This window comes from Stenotrophomonas sp. Ker107b (assembly GCF_053847245.1).
The window spans coordinates 1,114,650-1,129,237 of record NZ_JBSPHX010000001.1 but is presented as its reverse complement, the minus strand read 5'-3'; the positions used below and the strand labels follow the sequence as shown (position 1 = coordinate 1,129,237).

The following is a 14,588-nucleotide window of genomic DNA, read 5'->3' as shown; positions in this document are numbered from 1 at the left end:
CAGGCGAATGGGAAGGATGGGAGGCAGTGTGCCCATTCAATCCTGAATGGGCGATCAGGGGCACATTATGCGCTGGAAGCCGCTTGCCGAACGCGGTTTACGGCCCGGCCTGCACCGTCTTCAGATCCCCATACACCACCTGCCCGCGGAAGCCGCGACGGACCTGCTGGTACAGCTCACGGAAGGCGGCGTAATCCTGCGGCTGGCACAGCGCATCCGCCCCACGCACGGCCCGCTGGTGCAGCCGATGGTTCGCGGTGATCACCTGCCCCTCGCGCGTCCAGTCCACCTGGTACTCACCCGCCGCATTGGCGAAGTGCTGGCTGCGCGGGATCGCTACGATCGGCACGTTCGCCGGGAACGTCAGCTGGTAGCGCTCATCGCGCAGACTGTCGTTGCAATAGAACGGCGTGGCGTTTTCCGGCGCCGACGTGCTGGCATACAGGTCACGGAACGATTGGCTGCCCGGGGCGTCAGGCAGCACCATCCCGCCGACCACGCCAAAATCGACGTAGTCGCTGGCCAGGAAGTCATAGCGGAAGTTGAACGGCCGGGTCAGGTCCTGCGGGTCGCCCAGCAGTGTCAGTGCGCCACTGCCGTCGAAGCCGGATGCGGCCATCATCGATTCTTCGGCGCGCGCCCGGTTCTGCGCGTTGAGCCGTGCGAAAGCACCGCGCATGCCAATCTCGGTCACGCCGCTCGGGTGAAGCACGGTCTGGCCAGACAGATTGCCCGCCGGATCGAACCGGAACGCCGCCTCGATCCCGGTGCCGTTGCGCGAGGCATCGTTGGCCGGGGTGCGCGCCACCACCGCCTGGCGGGTATGCAGCACCGGCACGCCCAGATCGCCCTCGGGCAGCTGGCCAACACGCGCATAGGGCGCGGTCGAGTCCAGGTACAGGTCGAACTCGGGGATGTAGGTGATGGCGTGGTCGAAACGGCCCAGCAGCGGAATCGCCGGCAACGTCGGCCCTCCGCCGGCACCGATCAGCACCGGCGTGCTCTGGATGCCACGCGCAGCCAACAACGCCTCCAGGATCACGACATGGTCTTTGCAGTCGCCGTAGTGGTTGTCGAGGATGCTCTGCGCGGGGTTCGGCTCCAGTCCGCCGTTGCCGAGGTACACCGCCACGTAGCGGATGTTCTGCGCCACCCAGCGGTACAGCACGGCGGCCTGCTCGCGACGGTCGGTGATGCCACGGGTGAGCTCGTCGGCCAGCGCCTGGATCTGCGGCGTGACAGCGGCGGCCTCGCCACCCTTGAGCTGGTAGGCCTGCGCCACCTGCGACCAGTCACGGTACGTACTGGCCATGATGGTGGGGCTGTACTCCCACGCGGCGGCGGACCAGTTCTGCGCCTTCAGCGGATCCGTGCGCCGGTACGTCCATTCCCAGTGCGCCATGCCATTGCGCACACGCGGCACCTGGCTGCCCTGCACGCCCCGCTGTTCCACCTGCATGGGCAGATCGGCAGGCGCGCTCAGGGTCACGCGGGCATCGTCGTACTGGGTGAACACGCTGAAGGTTTCCCACAGGCCGAAGTAGCCCGGGAAGTACGGCGTGTTCTGGGTGCGCCGGGTCTGGTAGACCACGCGCGTACCGGGCGCCAGATTCGGGAACACCACCACGCGCACCTTGCGGTCGGCGTACATCGCCGCAGCCGCGCTGGAATAGCTTTCCTGCGTGTAGATGCGGTCGGCCGGCACGTCCCGACGCTGACCATCGGCGGTGAGGGTGTAGGCCTGCAGCACCTCCAGCGTTTCCATCTTCTCGCTGTAGCTCAGCCGCACCTGGCTGAACTGCTCGACCGCCGAGGTGGTCTTGAGCAGGATCTCGTACGCTTCGGTCTGCGTATTGCCCGCATCCGGGCGCACCACGTAGTCGGCGCGATAGCGCACGAAGCTGAAGTTGTTGTTGGCCTGCGCTTCAGCGCCCGCGGCCGGGCCGCTCTGCCCGCCCGGGGTGGGCGGTGCCACGGGTGTCACGGGTGCCGGCACGGGCTGGGCATCGGCCCACGCCACTACGGGCGCGAGCGTCATGGCGCCCAGCATCGTCCAGATCATCGGCTTCATTGCAGGTTCCTTGTGCTCGGCAACACCCGGGCCGCGCCCGGGTTCTACGCAGCCAGGCCGGGCCCGGCGTTACTTGGGCGGGGGCGGCGCCAGCACGCTGCGGTCGCCGTTGTGCTCGGGCGGGCTGACCACGCCAGCCGCCTCCATCGCTTCGATCAGGCGCGCGGCACGGTTGTAGCCGATCTTCAGGCGACGCTGCACGCCGGAGATGGAGGCACGACGTGTTTCGGTGACGATGCGCAGGGCCTCGTCGTACAGCGGATCGGACTCATCGCCGCCACCGCCGCCTGCCTCGGGCAGGCCACCGGGGCCGACCACGACGCCATCGCCCATCATCTGCACTTCGTCCAGCACGCCGGTGATGTAGTCGGTCGGGCCGCTGGCCTTGAGATGTTCGACCACGCGGTGCACCTCCTCATCGGAGACGAACGCACCATGCACGCGGTCCGGCAACGCGGTGCCCGGCGGCAGATACAGCATGTCGCCGTGGCCCAGCAGCGTTTCCGCGCCGGACTGATCGAGGATGGTGCGCGAATCGATCTTCGAGCTGACCTGGAAGCCGATACGGGTCGGGATGTTGGCCTTGATCAAGCCGGTGATCACGTCCACCGAGGGGCGCTGGGTGGCCAGGATCAGATGGATGCCGGCCGCACGCGCCTTCTGCGCCAGGCGCGCGATCAGCTCTTCCACCTTCTTGCCGACGATCATCATCATGTCGGCGAATTCGTCGATGAAGATGACGATGAAGGGCAGCGTCTCCAGCGGGCGCGGGGCCTCGCCGAGTTCCGGGTTGGGCTTGAACAGCGGGTCCATCATCGGCTGCCCGGCGTCCTGGGCATCCTTGACCTTCTTGTTGAAGCCGGCCAGGTTGCGCACGCCCACGGCGCTCATCAGCTTGTAGCGCCGCTCCATTTCGGCCACGCACCAGCGCAGGCCGTTGGCGGCCTCCTTCATGTCGGTGACCACCGGCGCCAGCAGATGCGGGATGCCCTGGTAGACGCTCAGTTCGAGCATCTTCGGGTCGATCATCAGCATCCGCAGGTCTTTCGGCGAGGCCTTGTACAACAGGCTCAGCACCATCGCGTTGACCGCCACGGACTTGCCCGAGCCGGTGGTGCCGGCCACCAGCAGATGCGGCATGCGCGCCAGGTCGGCCACGGTCGGGCGGCCGGCGATGTCTTTGCCCAACGCGAGCGTCAGCACGCTGGCGGACTTGTCGTATTCCTTTGAGCGCAGCAGCTCGGACAGATAGATCATCTCGCGGGTGACGTTGGGGATCTCCAGACCCACCACCGACTTGCCCGGGATCACATCGACCACGCGCACCGACTTCACCGACAGACCGCGCGCGATGTCCTTGTCCAGCGAACTGATCTGGCTGACCTTGATGCCCGGGGCCGGCTCGATTTCGAAACGGGTGATGACCGGGCCGGGATAGGCACCGACCACCTGTGCATCGATGCGGAAGTCCTTGAGCTTGAACTCGATCTGGCGCGAGAGCGTCTCCAGCGTGCCTTCGTCGTAGCCCTTGGGCTGCGGCTTGGGATCATCCAGCAGCGCCAGCGGCGGCACATCCGAGCCATCGCCGTTGACCCCGCGGAACATGGGAATCTGGGTCTCGCGCTTGGCGCGATCACTCTTCTCCAGCACCGGCTCCGGGCGCGGCTCGATCTTGACCGGCTCGCGCTTGGCGCGGACCTCGGCGTCGACCTTGCGCACTTCCTGGCGTTCCTCGCGCATCGCGCGGGTCTGCTGCCACTCGGTGGCCTGCTCTTTCTTCTTGTTGAACAGCGGCGGCAGCGCCAGCACCCAGTTGCCGATCTTCTCCATCACCACGAACCAGGAAATGCCCGTGGCCAGGGTGATCGAAGCCAGAAGCAGGACCAGTACGAAAAGGTTGGCGCCCAATGCGCCGAAACCGACGCTGAGCGAGCTGCCCACCAGCTTGCCGAGGATGCCGCCGGCATGGGCCACATCGGCCACGAACAGGCGCAGGTGCAGGAAGCCGGTGCCGGCGATCAGGAACCCGACCAGGCCGACCAGGCGCAGCGCCGGATCCAGATCATGCTCGCCCTTGGCCTCGCGCTTGAGCCCGAACATCGCGATCCAGGCCAGTGCGCCCAGCACGATCGGCAGCACGAAGGCCATGTAGCCGAACAGCTGCAGCAGGACGTCGGCGATCCAGGCACCGGCGCGACCGCCCATGTTGTGGACCGGGGCAACCACGCTGCCGGTATGCGACCAACCGGGGTCGGTGGCCGAGTAGGTGAACAGACTGGCGACCAGATACAGCAATGCCGGGGCGACCGCGATCAACCCCAGGTCGCGCCACAGGCGCTGCCGGCGCGGATTGTCCTCGCCAGCCGGTTTGCGCGGCGCTGCCTTGCTGTCGGACGCCTTGGCTCGTTCCGGGACCTGTTTCGCCACCTTAGACCACACCTTGGGAATGCACTGTTAGTGCTTGATAATAAACGACTGGGCTGCGCTTTTCAGTCCCTTCGAACACCGGGCCCCGCCATCTCCGTCAAAAACCCTGCGGCGCCGATGTCCCGATGCCCGATGGGTCGCCGCGTTCCACTGCGCGCCTTGAATCGCCCCGCCCCTGCCGCCACTCTATGACTTCGCTCGGACGCCGCGCAATCACCCTGCCAGCGTCCCGCCCTACCTTCTATTGCGAGCTTACATGAGCAACTCCAAGCACTCCCGCCTGTTGATCCTTGGTTCCGGCCCGGCCGGCTGGACCGCCGCCGTCTACGCCGCGCGCGCCAACCTCAAGCCCGTCGTGATCACCGGCCTGCAGCAGGGCGGCCAGCTGATGACCACCACCGAGGTGGACAACTGGCCTGGAGATGCGCACGGCCTGATGGGCCCGGACCTGATGACCCGCATGCAGGCGCACGCCGAACGCTTCGAGACCGAGGTCATCTTCGATCACATCCACACCGCCGATGTCTCCCAGCGCCCGTTCAAGCTGATCGGTGACAGCGCCGAATACACCTGCGACGCCCTGATCATCGCCACCGGCGCCACCGCCAAGTACCTGGGCATTCCCAGCGAAGAGGCCTTCAAGGGGCGCGGCGTGTCCGCATGCGCCACCTGCGATGGCTTCTTCTACCGTGACCAGGACGTGGTCGTGGTCGGCGGCGGCAACACCGCCGTGGAAGAGGCCCTGTACCTGTCCAACATCGCCCGCAAGGTCTACCTGGTCCACCGCCGCGACACTCTCAAGGCGGAAAAGATCATGCAGGACAAGCTGTTCGCCAAGGTCGCCGCCGGCAAGATCGAGACCGTGTGGCACCACCAGGTGGACGAAGTGCTGGGCAACGACGCCGGCGTGACCGGTGTGCGCGTCAAGTCCACGCTGGACGGCAGCACCCGTGACATCGAGGCCCATGGCTTCTTCGTGGCGATCGGCCACCACCCCAACACCAGCCTGTTCGATGGCCAGCTGACCATGAACAACGGCTACCTGGACATCCGCTCGGGCCTGGGCGGCAACGCCACCCAGACGTCGGTGGAGGGCGTGTTCGCCGCCGGCGACGTGGCCGACCAGCACTACCGCCAGGCGATCACCTCGGCCGGCTTCGGCTGCATGGCCGCGCTGGATGCCGAGCGTTATCTGGATGCGAAGGGTCAGGCGAGCTGATCTGCCGCCCGTATCGCGCAGCACACGAAGGCCGGTGAATCATTCACCGGCCTTTTTACTGACCAGTACGTTCCGCACGCCCTGCGCCCGTCCCGCCTGCTCTATCCTCTGCCCATGCCCGATCCACGTTTCCTGTATCGCCTGTCCGATGTCCCCGCCGCTGCCTGGGACGCCCTGCACGACGGCCGCCACCCCTTCCTGTCGCATGCCTTCCTGGCGGGTCTGGAAGAACACGGTTGCCTGCGCCCGGAGTGGGGCTGGCGCCCGCGCCACTTCACCCTGTGGGACGGGGACACCCTGGTCGCGGCGATCCCCGGCTACCTCAAGGACAACTCCCACGGCGAGTTCGTGTTCGATCACGCCTGGGCCCACGCTTACGCGCAGCACGGGCTGGACTACTTCCCCAAGTGGCTGGGCGGGGTGCCGTATTCGCCGGTGACAGGCCCGCGAGTGCTCGCCCGCACGACAGAAGATCGTGGCGCGCTGCTGGCGACGCTGGCGGGCGAAGTGGCGCGCCTGGGCTGGTCCTCGGCCCACATCAACTTCCACCCCGCCGACGAAGACCCCGCCTTCAGCCCGGACTGGCTGCTGCGCGAGGACATCCAATTCCAGTGGCACAACCCCGGAAGCTGGGAGACCTTCGACGACTTCCTCGGCGCGATGGACCACAAGCACCGCAAGAACATCCGCCAGGAACGGGCCAAGCTCGCGCGCAGCGGCGTCACGTATCGCATCGTGCATGGCGATGAGGCGACCGAGGCTGACCTGCGCGCCATGCACGGCTTCTACCTGCAGACCTTCGCCGAGTACGGCAACTCGCCCGCGTTGACGCTGCCGTTCCTGCAGCATCTCGCCCGCACGATGCCGCGCGCGCTGGTGATCTTCCTGGCGGTGCTCGATGGCGAGCCGGTCGCCGGTGCGCTGTGCCTGCGTGGCGCGGACACGCTCTATGGGCGCTACTGGGGCGGCGCCACCCTGCCCGGCCTGCATTTCGAGACCTGTTACTACCAGGGCATCGCCTACTGCCTGCGCGAAGGACTGGCCCGCTTCGAGCCCGGCGCCCAAGGTGAGCACAAGCTGGCGCGCGGCTTCCTGCCGCACCGGGTGCGCAGCCGGCACTGGATCGCCGAGCCGGCCTTCGCCGAGGCACTGATCGCGTGGTGCGCACAGGAACGTGCCGAGATCGCCCACTACGCACGTGTACTGGCCTCGCACAGTCCGTTCAAGGCCGACCCGGCGTGACCCGCCACCTGCCCTGGCGCCTGGACGACGCGCCCGATGCCCCGTTCCCGCCCGCCGAGACCGCCCTGCGCGATCCCGACGGCCTGCTGGCCCTCGGCGGCGACCTCTCCCCGGTGCGGCTGCTCAATGCCTATGCGGGCGGCATCTTCCCGTGGTTCTCCGAGGGCCAACCGCTGCTGTGGTGGTCGCCGGACCCGCGCATGGTGTTCCGCACCGACGGCGTGCACCTGTCCAGCCGCTTTCGTCGCTCCCTGCGCCAGAGCACCTGGGCGCTGCGCGCCGATACGTGTTTCGAGCAGGTGATCGATGCCTGCGCAGCCAGCCCGCGCCCCGGCCAGGACGGCACCTGGATCACGCGTGACATGCGCGATGCGTATGTCGACCTGCACCGGCTCGGCTTCGCGCACTCGGTGGAGGTATTCGATGGCGATGCCTTGGTCGGTGGCATCTACGGGGTGGCGATCGGGCGGATGTTTTTCGGGGAAAGCATGTTCAGTGCGGCATCGGGCGGCTCCAAGGTCGCCCTGGCCGGGTTGGCCCATCGGCTGGCCAGCTGGGGATGGCCACTGATCGATGCGCAGGTCGAAAACGACCACCTGCTGCGCATGGGGGCAGAGCACTGGCCGCGGCAGCGCTTTCTCGCGCTGGTGCGTGAACAGGTCCAACAGCCAGTCGCCGCAGGCGATTGGGTGGATTTGTTCGGCACGCTGTCCGCCGCCGAAATCGCTGATCCGGACCGGTCTTAACCAAAACTTTGCATCAAACGCCCGACGCGCGTAAAATGCCCGCTCTTCAGGCCAGCTCGGCCGGTTACAGAACTGCACAGGACTACATGTCGAAAGACGACTCCATCGAGTTCGAAGGCACCGTCAGCGAGACGCTGCCGAACACCACTTTCCGCGTACGACTGGAAAATGGGCATGAAATCATCGCCCACATCTCCGGCCGCATGCGCAAGAACTACATCCGCATCCTGACGGGCGACCGCGTCAAGGTCGAAATGACCCCGTACGACCTGACCAAGGGTCGCATCACCTACCGCATGAAATAAGCGGTCCGGGGGTTGTTCCCGCCAGAAGGCCAGCCAGGTGCTGGCCTTTTTGCGTGGGCGGCATTCAGCCGGCAGCGGCCTTACCCTGCCAAGCGGCACCCTGACCCAGTGCACCCTGACGTCGGTCAGGATGCCTTGATGCAGATTCGCCCTTGCGCGCAACGGTTCACGCTGTCCCTCGATCCAATCCGGATCCTGCCCGATGGCCCCCGCCATGAAGCGCCTGCTCTCCCTGCTCCTGCTCGCCTCCTGCGTCGCCACCGCTGCGTCGGCCCAGGCCGCCGAGCCCGCCGCACCCGCCGACTGCATCACCCTGTCCTCCGACCAGCAGGTGGTGCGCAACCGCGCCGATCGCGATGTACTGCTGCGCAACGGCGATCAGCATTACCTCGTGCGCTTTGAACGCTCCTGCACCAGCGCTGCGATGTCCCCGAAACTGACGTTCGCCACCCCCGGCCAGGACGGTCAGTTGTGCGGCGCCGGGGTGACCAAGCTCCAGACCAGTTCACAGAGCTGCGCCGTGGCTGCAGTGGAGCCCCTGAGCGCCGAAGAATTCGCCCGCAAGGCACGCATGCGCCGTTGAGCAAGCCGCAGGTCCGCGCACAAAAAAAGCCCCCTTGCGGGGGCTTTTTCGATTTCATCACCGCGGTCGAGGCCGGCGTTACACCGTGGCCGGCAGCAGACGCTCCGGCTCGGCCTCGGTCTCCACGAACAACTGGTCGTCGCGGACGTCGATGCTGACCTTGCCACCGTTGACCAGCTTGCCGAACAGCAGCTCGTCGGCCAGCGGACGCTTGATCTTGTCCTGGATCACGCGGGCCATCGGGCGCGCACCCATCAGCGGGTCGAAGCCATGGTGGGCCAGCCAGTCGCGCGCGGTCGGGGTGGCCGACAGGCTGACGTGCTTTTCCTGCAGCAGCATTTCCAGCTCGATCAGGAACTTGTCCACCACGCGCAGGATGTGCTCGAAGCCCAGCGCCTGGAACTGCACGATCGCATCCAGACGGTTGCGGAACTCCGGCGTGAAGCTCTTGCGGATGACCTCCATCGCGTCGGTGGCATGGTCCTGGCGGGTGAAGCCGATCGAACGCCGCGAGGCCTGGGCCGCGCCGGCATTGGTGGTCATCACCAGCACCACGTTCTTGAAGTTCGCCTCACGGCCGTTGGTGTCGGTCAGCACACCGCGGTCCATGACCTGCAGCAGGATGTTGAAGATGTCCGGATGGGCTTTTTCCACCTCGTCCAGCAGCAGCACGCAGTGCGGGGTCTTGACGATCTTCTCGGTCAGCAGGCCGCCCTGGTCGAACCCGACATAGCCCGGAGGAGCACCGATCAGACGGCTGATCGAATGCGACTCCATGTACTCGCTCATGTCGAAGCGGACCAGCTCGATGCCCAGCTGCAGCGCGAGCTGCTTGGTCACCTCGGTCTTGCCCACGCCGGTCGGGCCGGAGAACAGGAAGTTGCCGATCGGCTTTTCCGGATTGGCCAGGCCCGAGCGGGCCAGCTTGATCGCCGAGGACAGCGTCTCGATGGCCGGGTCCTGGCCGAAGATCACCATCTTCAGGTTGCGCTCCAGATGCTGGAGCACGTCCTTGTCGGTCGCGCTGACCTGCTTGGCCGGGATCCGCGCCATCTTGGCGACGATGGTCTCGATCTCCTCGATGTCGATCAGTTCCTTGCGCTCACCGTCCGGCAGCAGCCGTTGGCGGGCACCGGCTTCGTCGATCACATCGATCGCCTTGTCCGGCAGCAGACGGTCGTTGATGTGCTTGACCGACAGATCCACCGCGGCCTGAAGCGCGTCATCGGCGTAGGTCACGCCGTGGTGGGCTTCGTACTTGGGCTTGAGGCCCTGCAGGATTTCGTAGGTTTCGCCCACGGTCGGCTCGACGATGTCGATCTTCTGGAAGCGGCGGGCCAGCGCCCGGTCCTTCTCGAAGATGCCGCGGTATTCCTGGAAGGTGGTCGAGCCGATGCAGCGCAGCTCGCCCGAGGCCAGGGCCGGCTTGATCAGGTTGGAGGCATCCATGGTGCCACCCGACGCCGAGCCGGCACCGATGATGGTGTGGATCTCATCGATGAACAGCACTGCGTTGGGCAGCTTCTTCATCGCGGTCAGCACGCCCTTCAGGCGCTTCTCGAAATCGCCGCGGTACTTGGTCCCGGCCACCAGGGCGCCCAGGTCCAGCGAGTAGATCACCGCATCGGCGAGCACGTCCGGCACCGAGCCTTCCACGATGCGCTTGGCCAGGCCTTCGGCGATCGCGGTCTTGCCCACGCCGGCCTCACCCACGTAGAGCGGGTTGTTCTTGCGGCGGCGGCACAGGACCTGGATGGTGCGCTCGATCTCATCGGCACGGCCGACCAGCGGGTCGATCTTGCCGTTGCGGGCCTGATCGTTGAGGTTGCTGGCGAACTCGGCCAGGGCATCGCCCTTGCCTTCGCCCTCGGCCCCCTCCGCACGCCCTTCGCCATCGGCGGCAGGCGGCACTTCGCCCTCCTCACCCAGCTTGGCGATGCCATGGGAGAGGTAATTGACGATGTCCAGCCGGGTGACGTCCTGCTGGTTGAGGTAGTACACGGCGTGCGAGTCCTTCTCGCCGAAGATCGCGACCAGCACGTTGGCGCCGGTGACTTCCTTCTTGCCCGAGGACTGCACGTGGTAGACCGCGCGCTGCAGCACGCGCTGGAAGCCCAGCGTCGGCTGGGTATCGCGCCCATCATCTTCGGCCAAGCGCGAGACCGAGGCCTCGATGGCCTGCTCCAGTTCCTGGCGCAGGCGGTCGGCATCCGCGCCGCAGGCCTTGAGGACGGCTTGGGCGGACGGGTTGTCGAGCAGTGCCAGCAGCAGGTGTTCCACCGTCATGAATTCATGCCGGGCCTCACGGGCGCGCTTGTAGCACTGTCCGATGGTGTGTTCGAGGTCTTTACTGAACATGATTAACTCCGGCGGCAGTTAGGAACAATATGCGGCCAACCTTCACGATTTCCATCACCCTAGCGGATCGGTGCGTTCAGATGGCGTTAGCACTTGCCTGATCGCTCCGTCCATTCGACGAGCCTCCATCATGCACGATCTTCCGGCCACGAAATGGCAGCTTGGCCGTGATGGCACTGTCACGGTCAGCCGAGAATGTGGCGGCGGACGGGCGCTCGCGCGGAGAAGGGCGTGGCGCGGCTGCCATGGCCGGACCGCCAGGATGGGCTTCGCAGCAGGTACGGCGCAGGGACACGCCGGCCGCTGAGGGCCGGATGTCATTGTGGGTGGAACAGTGCGGATCGCGGGCGCACGCAGTGCTGGCCCGCGCCAACGGTCAGCCGCTGGTCTTTTCCATCGTGCACAGCAGCGGGTGCTGGTTCATGCGCGAGAATTCATTGACCTGGGCAACCTTGGACTCGGCGACTTCACGGGTGAACACCCCGCACACGCCGCGGCCGCGGGTATGCACGTGGAGCATCACCTGGGTGGCCTTGTCCAGATCCATCGAGAAGAAGTGCTGCAGAACCGTCACCACGAAATCCATCGGGGTGTAGTCGTCGTTCAACAGCATCACCTGGTACATCGGCGGTGGCGCGACCTCGGGGCGTGCAGGCTCAAGCAGCACGCCGTGGTCGTGATGAGTTTCGTGGGAAGTCTCGCGGGGCATCCCCACATTATAGGGCCCTGCTCCGCCGGATTGGACGTTGCCCCCCACCGCCCTTCACAATCTGCACTCTCCAACCAGACTTTCACAGGGATTTCATGAAAAGGATTGCTGCCGCACTGCTGCTGGCCATCACTGCCACCAGCGCCCATGCGGCCGAAGCGGACAAGGCTGTCGGGCGTGCTCTGGACACGCTGGAGTACACCTACGAGGTGGACGAAGACGGCGACTACAAAATGGTCTTCGACATGGATGATGGCCGCAGCCAGCTGGCTTTCGTGCGCTCCACCGTCGAGGAATTCGGCAAGCACAAGATCCGCGAGATCTGGTCGCCGGCCTACAACTCGCCGGGCAAGCAGTTCCCGGCCGCCGTGGCCAACCGCCTGCTCGAAGACTCCCAGGATGCCAAGATGGGCGCCTGGGTGAAGCAGGATCAGCTGGCGATGTTCGTGGTCAAGGTTGACGCCAACGCCACCCCCGAGGCACTCAGCGACGCCATCGATGCGGCCATCCGCACCGCCGATGCGATGGAGCTGGAGCTGACCGAGCAGGACGAATACTGAGGTGAATGACGTGCAGGAACCGCGCTGGGCGCCCCATGTCACCGTGGCCACGGTTGTGGTCCGCGACGGGCGCCTGTTGCTGGTCGAGGAAGCCATCGACGGCCGCCAGGTGCTGAACCAGCCGGCTGGGCACCTGGAGCGGAACGAGACCCTGGCCGCTGCCGCGGTCCGTGAAACGCTGGAGGAAACCGGCTGGACGGTGCGCCTGAGCGCCTTCATCGGCACCTACCAGTGGACCGCCCCGGATGGCACGCCGTTCCTGCGCTTTGCCTATGCGGCCGAGCCGCAGTCGCACGATCCCGACCGTCCGCTGGACGACGGGATCCTGCGCGCCCTGTGGCTGACACCCGCCGAACTGAGGGCCGACCCTGCCCGCCTGCGCAGCCCGCTGGTGTGGGAGGTGGTGGCCGACTATCTGGCTGGCCAGCGCCACCCGCTGTCGATCGTGCGGGAGGCCCGATGAGCACCCCACGCGTGATGGTAGGCGTCTCCGGGGGTGTGGATTCCTCGGTGGCCGCCTGGCGGCTGGTCCAGCAGGGCGAGCCGGTCGCCGGCCTGTTCATGCAGAACTGGGCCGATGACGGCAGCGGCGACTGCCGCGCCGAGGACGACCGCCGCGATGCCGTGGCGGTCTGCGGCCTGCTGGGCATTCCGTTCCACTTCCGCGATTTCTCCGGCGAGTACTGGCAGGGCGTGTTTGAACACTTCCTGGCCGAGTACGCCGCCGGGCGCACGCCCAACCCGGACGTGTTGTGCAACCGCGAAGTGAAGTTCAAGCATTTTCTCGACGCCGCGCGCGAGCTTGGCGCCGAGCGCATCGCGACCGGGCACTACGCCCGCATCGCGCAGATCGACGGACGCTGGGCCCTGCTGCGCGGCGCCGACCGCAGCAAGGACCAGAGCTATTTCCTGCACCAGCTGGGCCAGCAACAGCTGGCGGCGACCCTGTTCCCGATCGGCGACCTGCAGAAGAGCGATCTGCGCCGGATCGCCCGGGATGCGCGCCTGCCGACCCATGCCAAGAAGGACTCCACCGGCATCTGCTTCATTGGCGAACGCGACTTCCGCGAGTTCCTCGGCCGTTACCTGCCAGCCAAAAGCGGCGAGATCCGCGATCCGGATGGCGCCCTGATCGCCGAACATCCCGGCGTGTTCTACTTCACACTGGGTCAGCGCGAGGGCCTGAACATCGGTGGCGTGCGTGGTCGCCCGGCGGCGCCGTGGTACGTGGTCGGCAAGGATGTCGCCAGCAATGTGCTGTATGTCGACCAGGATCGCGAGAGTCCGTGGCTGCAGTCGACCCGGCTGCATTCCGAGACCGCCCACTGGATCGCCGGCGCACCGCCCGCGCGCCAGTTCGACTGCACCGCCCAGACCCGTTACCGCCAGCCCGACGAGCCGTGCACCGTCACCGTGCACGACGATGGCACCCTGGCGGTGCGCTTCGCCCGACCGCAGCGCGCCGTCACCCCCGGTCAATCGCTGGTGTTGTATGACGATGAGGTCTGCCTGGGTGGCGCCGTCATCGCCGCCACCGACGCTCCGCTGGAACAGCGCCTGCGCGCCACCCCTTCTCCTTTCGAGGTATCTGCTGCATGAGTTTTTCCGTCGACGACCGTGTTCTTGCTCTGGCCGGCATCGCCCAGGCCCTGCAGCAGGTGCGCCGCATCGCCGAAACCGGCCACTCCGAAGCCGCCGTGGTCCGTACCGCGGTGGACAGCGTGTTCCGCATTGACGCTGCCACCCCGCAGGAGATCTACGGCAGCGCCAGCCATGTCGCCCCCGGGCTGCGCCTGCTGCACAACTACCTGAGCAGCCAGGGCCAGGACGAGCACCTGCCGCGGCTGGCGCTGTCGGTCCTGCAGCTGGAGCGGCGCTTCGTGCGCGAGCACGAGATCGTGGCCAAGGTCAGTACCGGCATCGAGCGCGCCCAGTCCCAGGCCACCGAGCTGGGCGACAGCGCCCATCCGGACGTGCTCGCCAGCTTGGGCGGCCTGTACGCCGACACCATCAGCAATCTCAAGCCGCGCGTGATGGTCCAGGGCAACCCGCATTACCTCGGCCAGGCCGGTGTGGTGGCCGAGATCCGCGCGCTGCTGCTTTCGGCGGTCCGCTCGGCCGTGTTGTGGCGCCAGACCGGCGGCCAGTACTGGGACTTCCTGTTCTCGCGCAAGGCGATGCTGGAAGCGGTTGCCCGCCAGCTGCGCTGAGGCCAACGGCCTGGAATTCCGGTCGCCAGGCCCGTGCGCGGGCCGGCGCCGGGGCGTGCGGAGGGTTACGGGCGGACCACCGTGATGCATCAAAATTCAGCGGACGGCTAAAGCAAACCGGGGTACGGCCGATACAGCATCCGTGCACCTCCCCGAGA

13 protein-coding genes are annotated in these 14,588 nt (G+C 66.6%); 9 read left to right on the top strand and 4 right to left on the bottom strand.

Features of this window, described 5'->3' with window-relative positions:
• Positions 1-97: 97 nt before the first annotated feature.
• Complete coding sequence (locus tag ACWV8V_RS05305; RefSeq protein WP_455899109.1) at positions 98-2,071, bottom strand: DUF3857 domain-containing transglutaminase family protein; 1,974 nt, start codon at positions 2,069-2,071, stop codon at positions 98-100.
• A gap of 69 nt (positions 2,072-2,140) precedes the next feature.
• Positions 2,141-4,498: a DNA translocase FtsK gene (locus tag ACWV8V_RS05300; RefSeq protein WP_121036781.1), complete on the bottom strand. Its 2,358-nt coding sequence runs from the start codon at positions 4,496-4,498 to the stop codon at positions 2,141-2,143.
• A gap of 256 nt (positions 4,499-4,754) precedes the next feature.
• Between ACWV8V_RS05300 and trxB the strand changes: the two genes are divergently transcribed.
• The 5 genes from trxB to ACWV8V_RS05275 all read left to right on the top strand — a co-directional run bounded on the left by trxB (position 4,755) and on the right by ACWV8V_RS05275 (position 8,593).
• Positions 4,755-5,717, top strand: coding sequence for a thioredoxin-disulfide reductase (gene trxB, locus ACWV8V_RS05295; protein ID WP_102788476.1), 963 nt, complete (start codon positions 4,755-4,757; stop codon positions 5,715-5,717).
• A gap of 114 nt (positions 5,718-5,831) precedes the next feature.
• Positions 5,832-6,959, top strand: coding sequence for a GNAT family N-acetyltransferase (locus ACWV8V_RS05290; RefSeq protein WP_455899108.1), 1,128 nt, complete (start codon positions 5,832-5,834; stop codon positions 6,957-6,959).
• The gene (gene aat / locus ACWV8V_RS05285) at positions 6,956-7,705 is read left to right on the top strand and encodes a leucyl/phenylalanyl-tRNA--protein transferase (RefSeq protein ID WP_455899107.1); all 750 of its coding nucleotides are present in this window, start codon (positions 6,956-6,958) and stop codon (positions 7,703-7,705) included. Before ACWV8V_RS05290 ends, aat begins: the two co-directional genes overlap by 4 nt.
• 86 nt (positions 7,706-7,791) lie before the next feature.
• Positions 7,792-8,010 carry a translation initiation factor IF-1 gene (infA, locus tag ACWV8V_RS05280; protein ID WP_005409596.1) on the top strand — a complete coding sequence of 73 codons (219 nt, stop codon included), beginning with the start codon at positions 7,792-7,794 and terminating at the stop codon, positions 8,008-8,010.
• Between the two features lie 202 nt (positions 8,011-8,212).
• Entirely contained in the window at positions 8,213-8,593 is a 381-nt protein-coding gene (locus tag ACWV8V_RS05275; protein WP_259260887.1) for a hypothetical protein, read from the top strand.
• Positions 8,594-8,671: 78 nt separating this feature from the next.
• Here the strand turns inward: ACWV8V_RS05275 and clpA are convergent, their stop codons facing one another.
• Both clpA and clpS read right to left on the bottom strand, forming a co-directional pair.
• The gene (gene clpA, locus ACWV8V_RS05270; RefSeq protein WP_265307902.1) at positions 8,672-10,951 is read right to left on the bottom strand and encodes an ATP-dependent Clp protease ATP-binding subunit ClpA; all 2,280 of its coding nucleotides are present in this window, start codon (positions 10,949-10,951) and stop codon (positions 8,672-8,674) included.
• Positions 10,952-11,327: 376 nt separating this feature from the next.
• Complete coding sequence (gene clpS, locus ACWV8V_RS05265) at positions 11,328-11,660, bottom strand: ATP-dependent Clp protease adapter ClpS (RefSeq protein WP_123729237.1); 333 nt, start codon at positions 11,658-11,660, stop codon at positions 11,328-11,330.
• A 95-nt stretch (positions 11,661-11,755) separates the two neighbouring features.
• Here clpS and ACWV8V_RS05260 point away from each other — a divergent pair, with 95 nt between their 5' ends.
• Genes ACWV8V_RS05260 through hflD form a run of 4 tightly spaced genes read left to right on the top strand, consistent with a single transcriptional unit; the run spans position 11,756 to position 14,430 of the window.
• Positions 11,756-12,220: a hypothetical protein gene (locus ACWV8V_RS05260; RefSeq protein ID WP_259260889.1), complete on the top strand. Its 465-nt coding sequence runs from the start codon at positions 11,756-11,758 to the stop codon at positions 12,218-12,220.
• Position 12,221: 1 nt separating this feature from the next.
• Positions 12,222-12,683: an NUDIX hydrolase gene (locus tag ACWV8V_RS05255; protein WP_455899106.1), complete on the top strand. Its 462-nt coding sequence runs from the start codon at positions 12,222-12,224 to the stop codon at positions 12,681-12,683.
• A complete protein-coding gene (mnmA, locus tag ACWV8V_RS05250) occupies positions 12,680-13,819 on the top strand; it encodes a tRNA 2-thiouridine(34) synthase MnmA (RefSeq protein ID WP_259260891.1) in 1,140 nt (379 codons plus the stop codon). The genes ACWV8V_RS05255 and mnmA overlap by 4 nt, the downstream gene beginning before the upstream one ends.
• The gene (gene hflD, locus ACWV8V_RS05245) at positions 13,816-14,430 is read left to right on the top strand and encodes a high frequency lysogenization protein HflD (protein WP_259260892.1); all 615 of its coding nucleotides are present in this window, start codon (positions 13,816-13,818) and stop codon (positions 14,428-14,430) included. The genes mnmA and hflD overlap by 4 nt, the downstream gene beginning before the upstream one ends.
• Positions 14,431-14,588 lie beyond the last annotated feature (158 nt).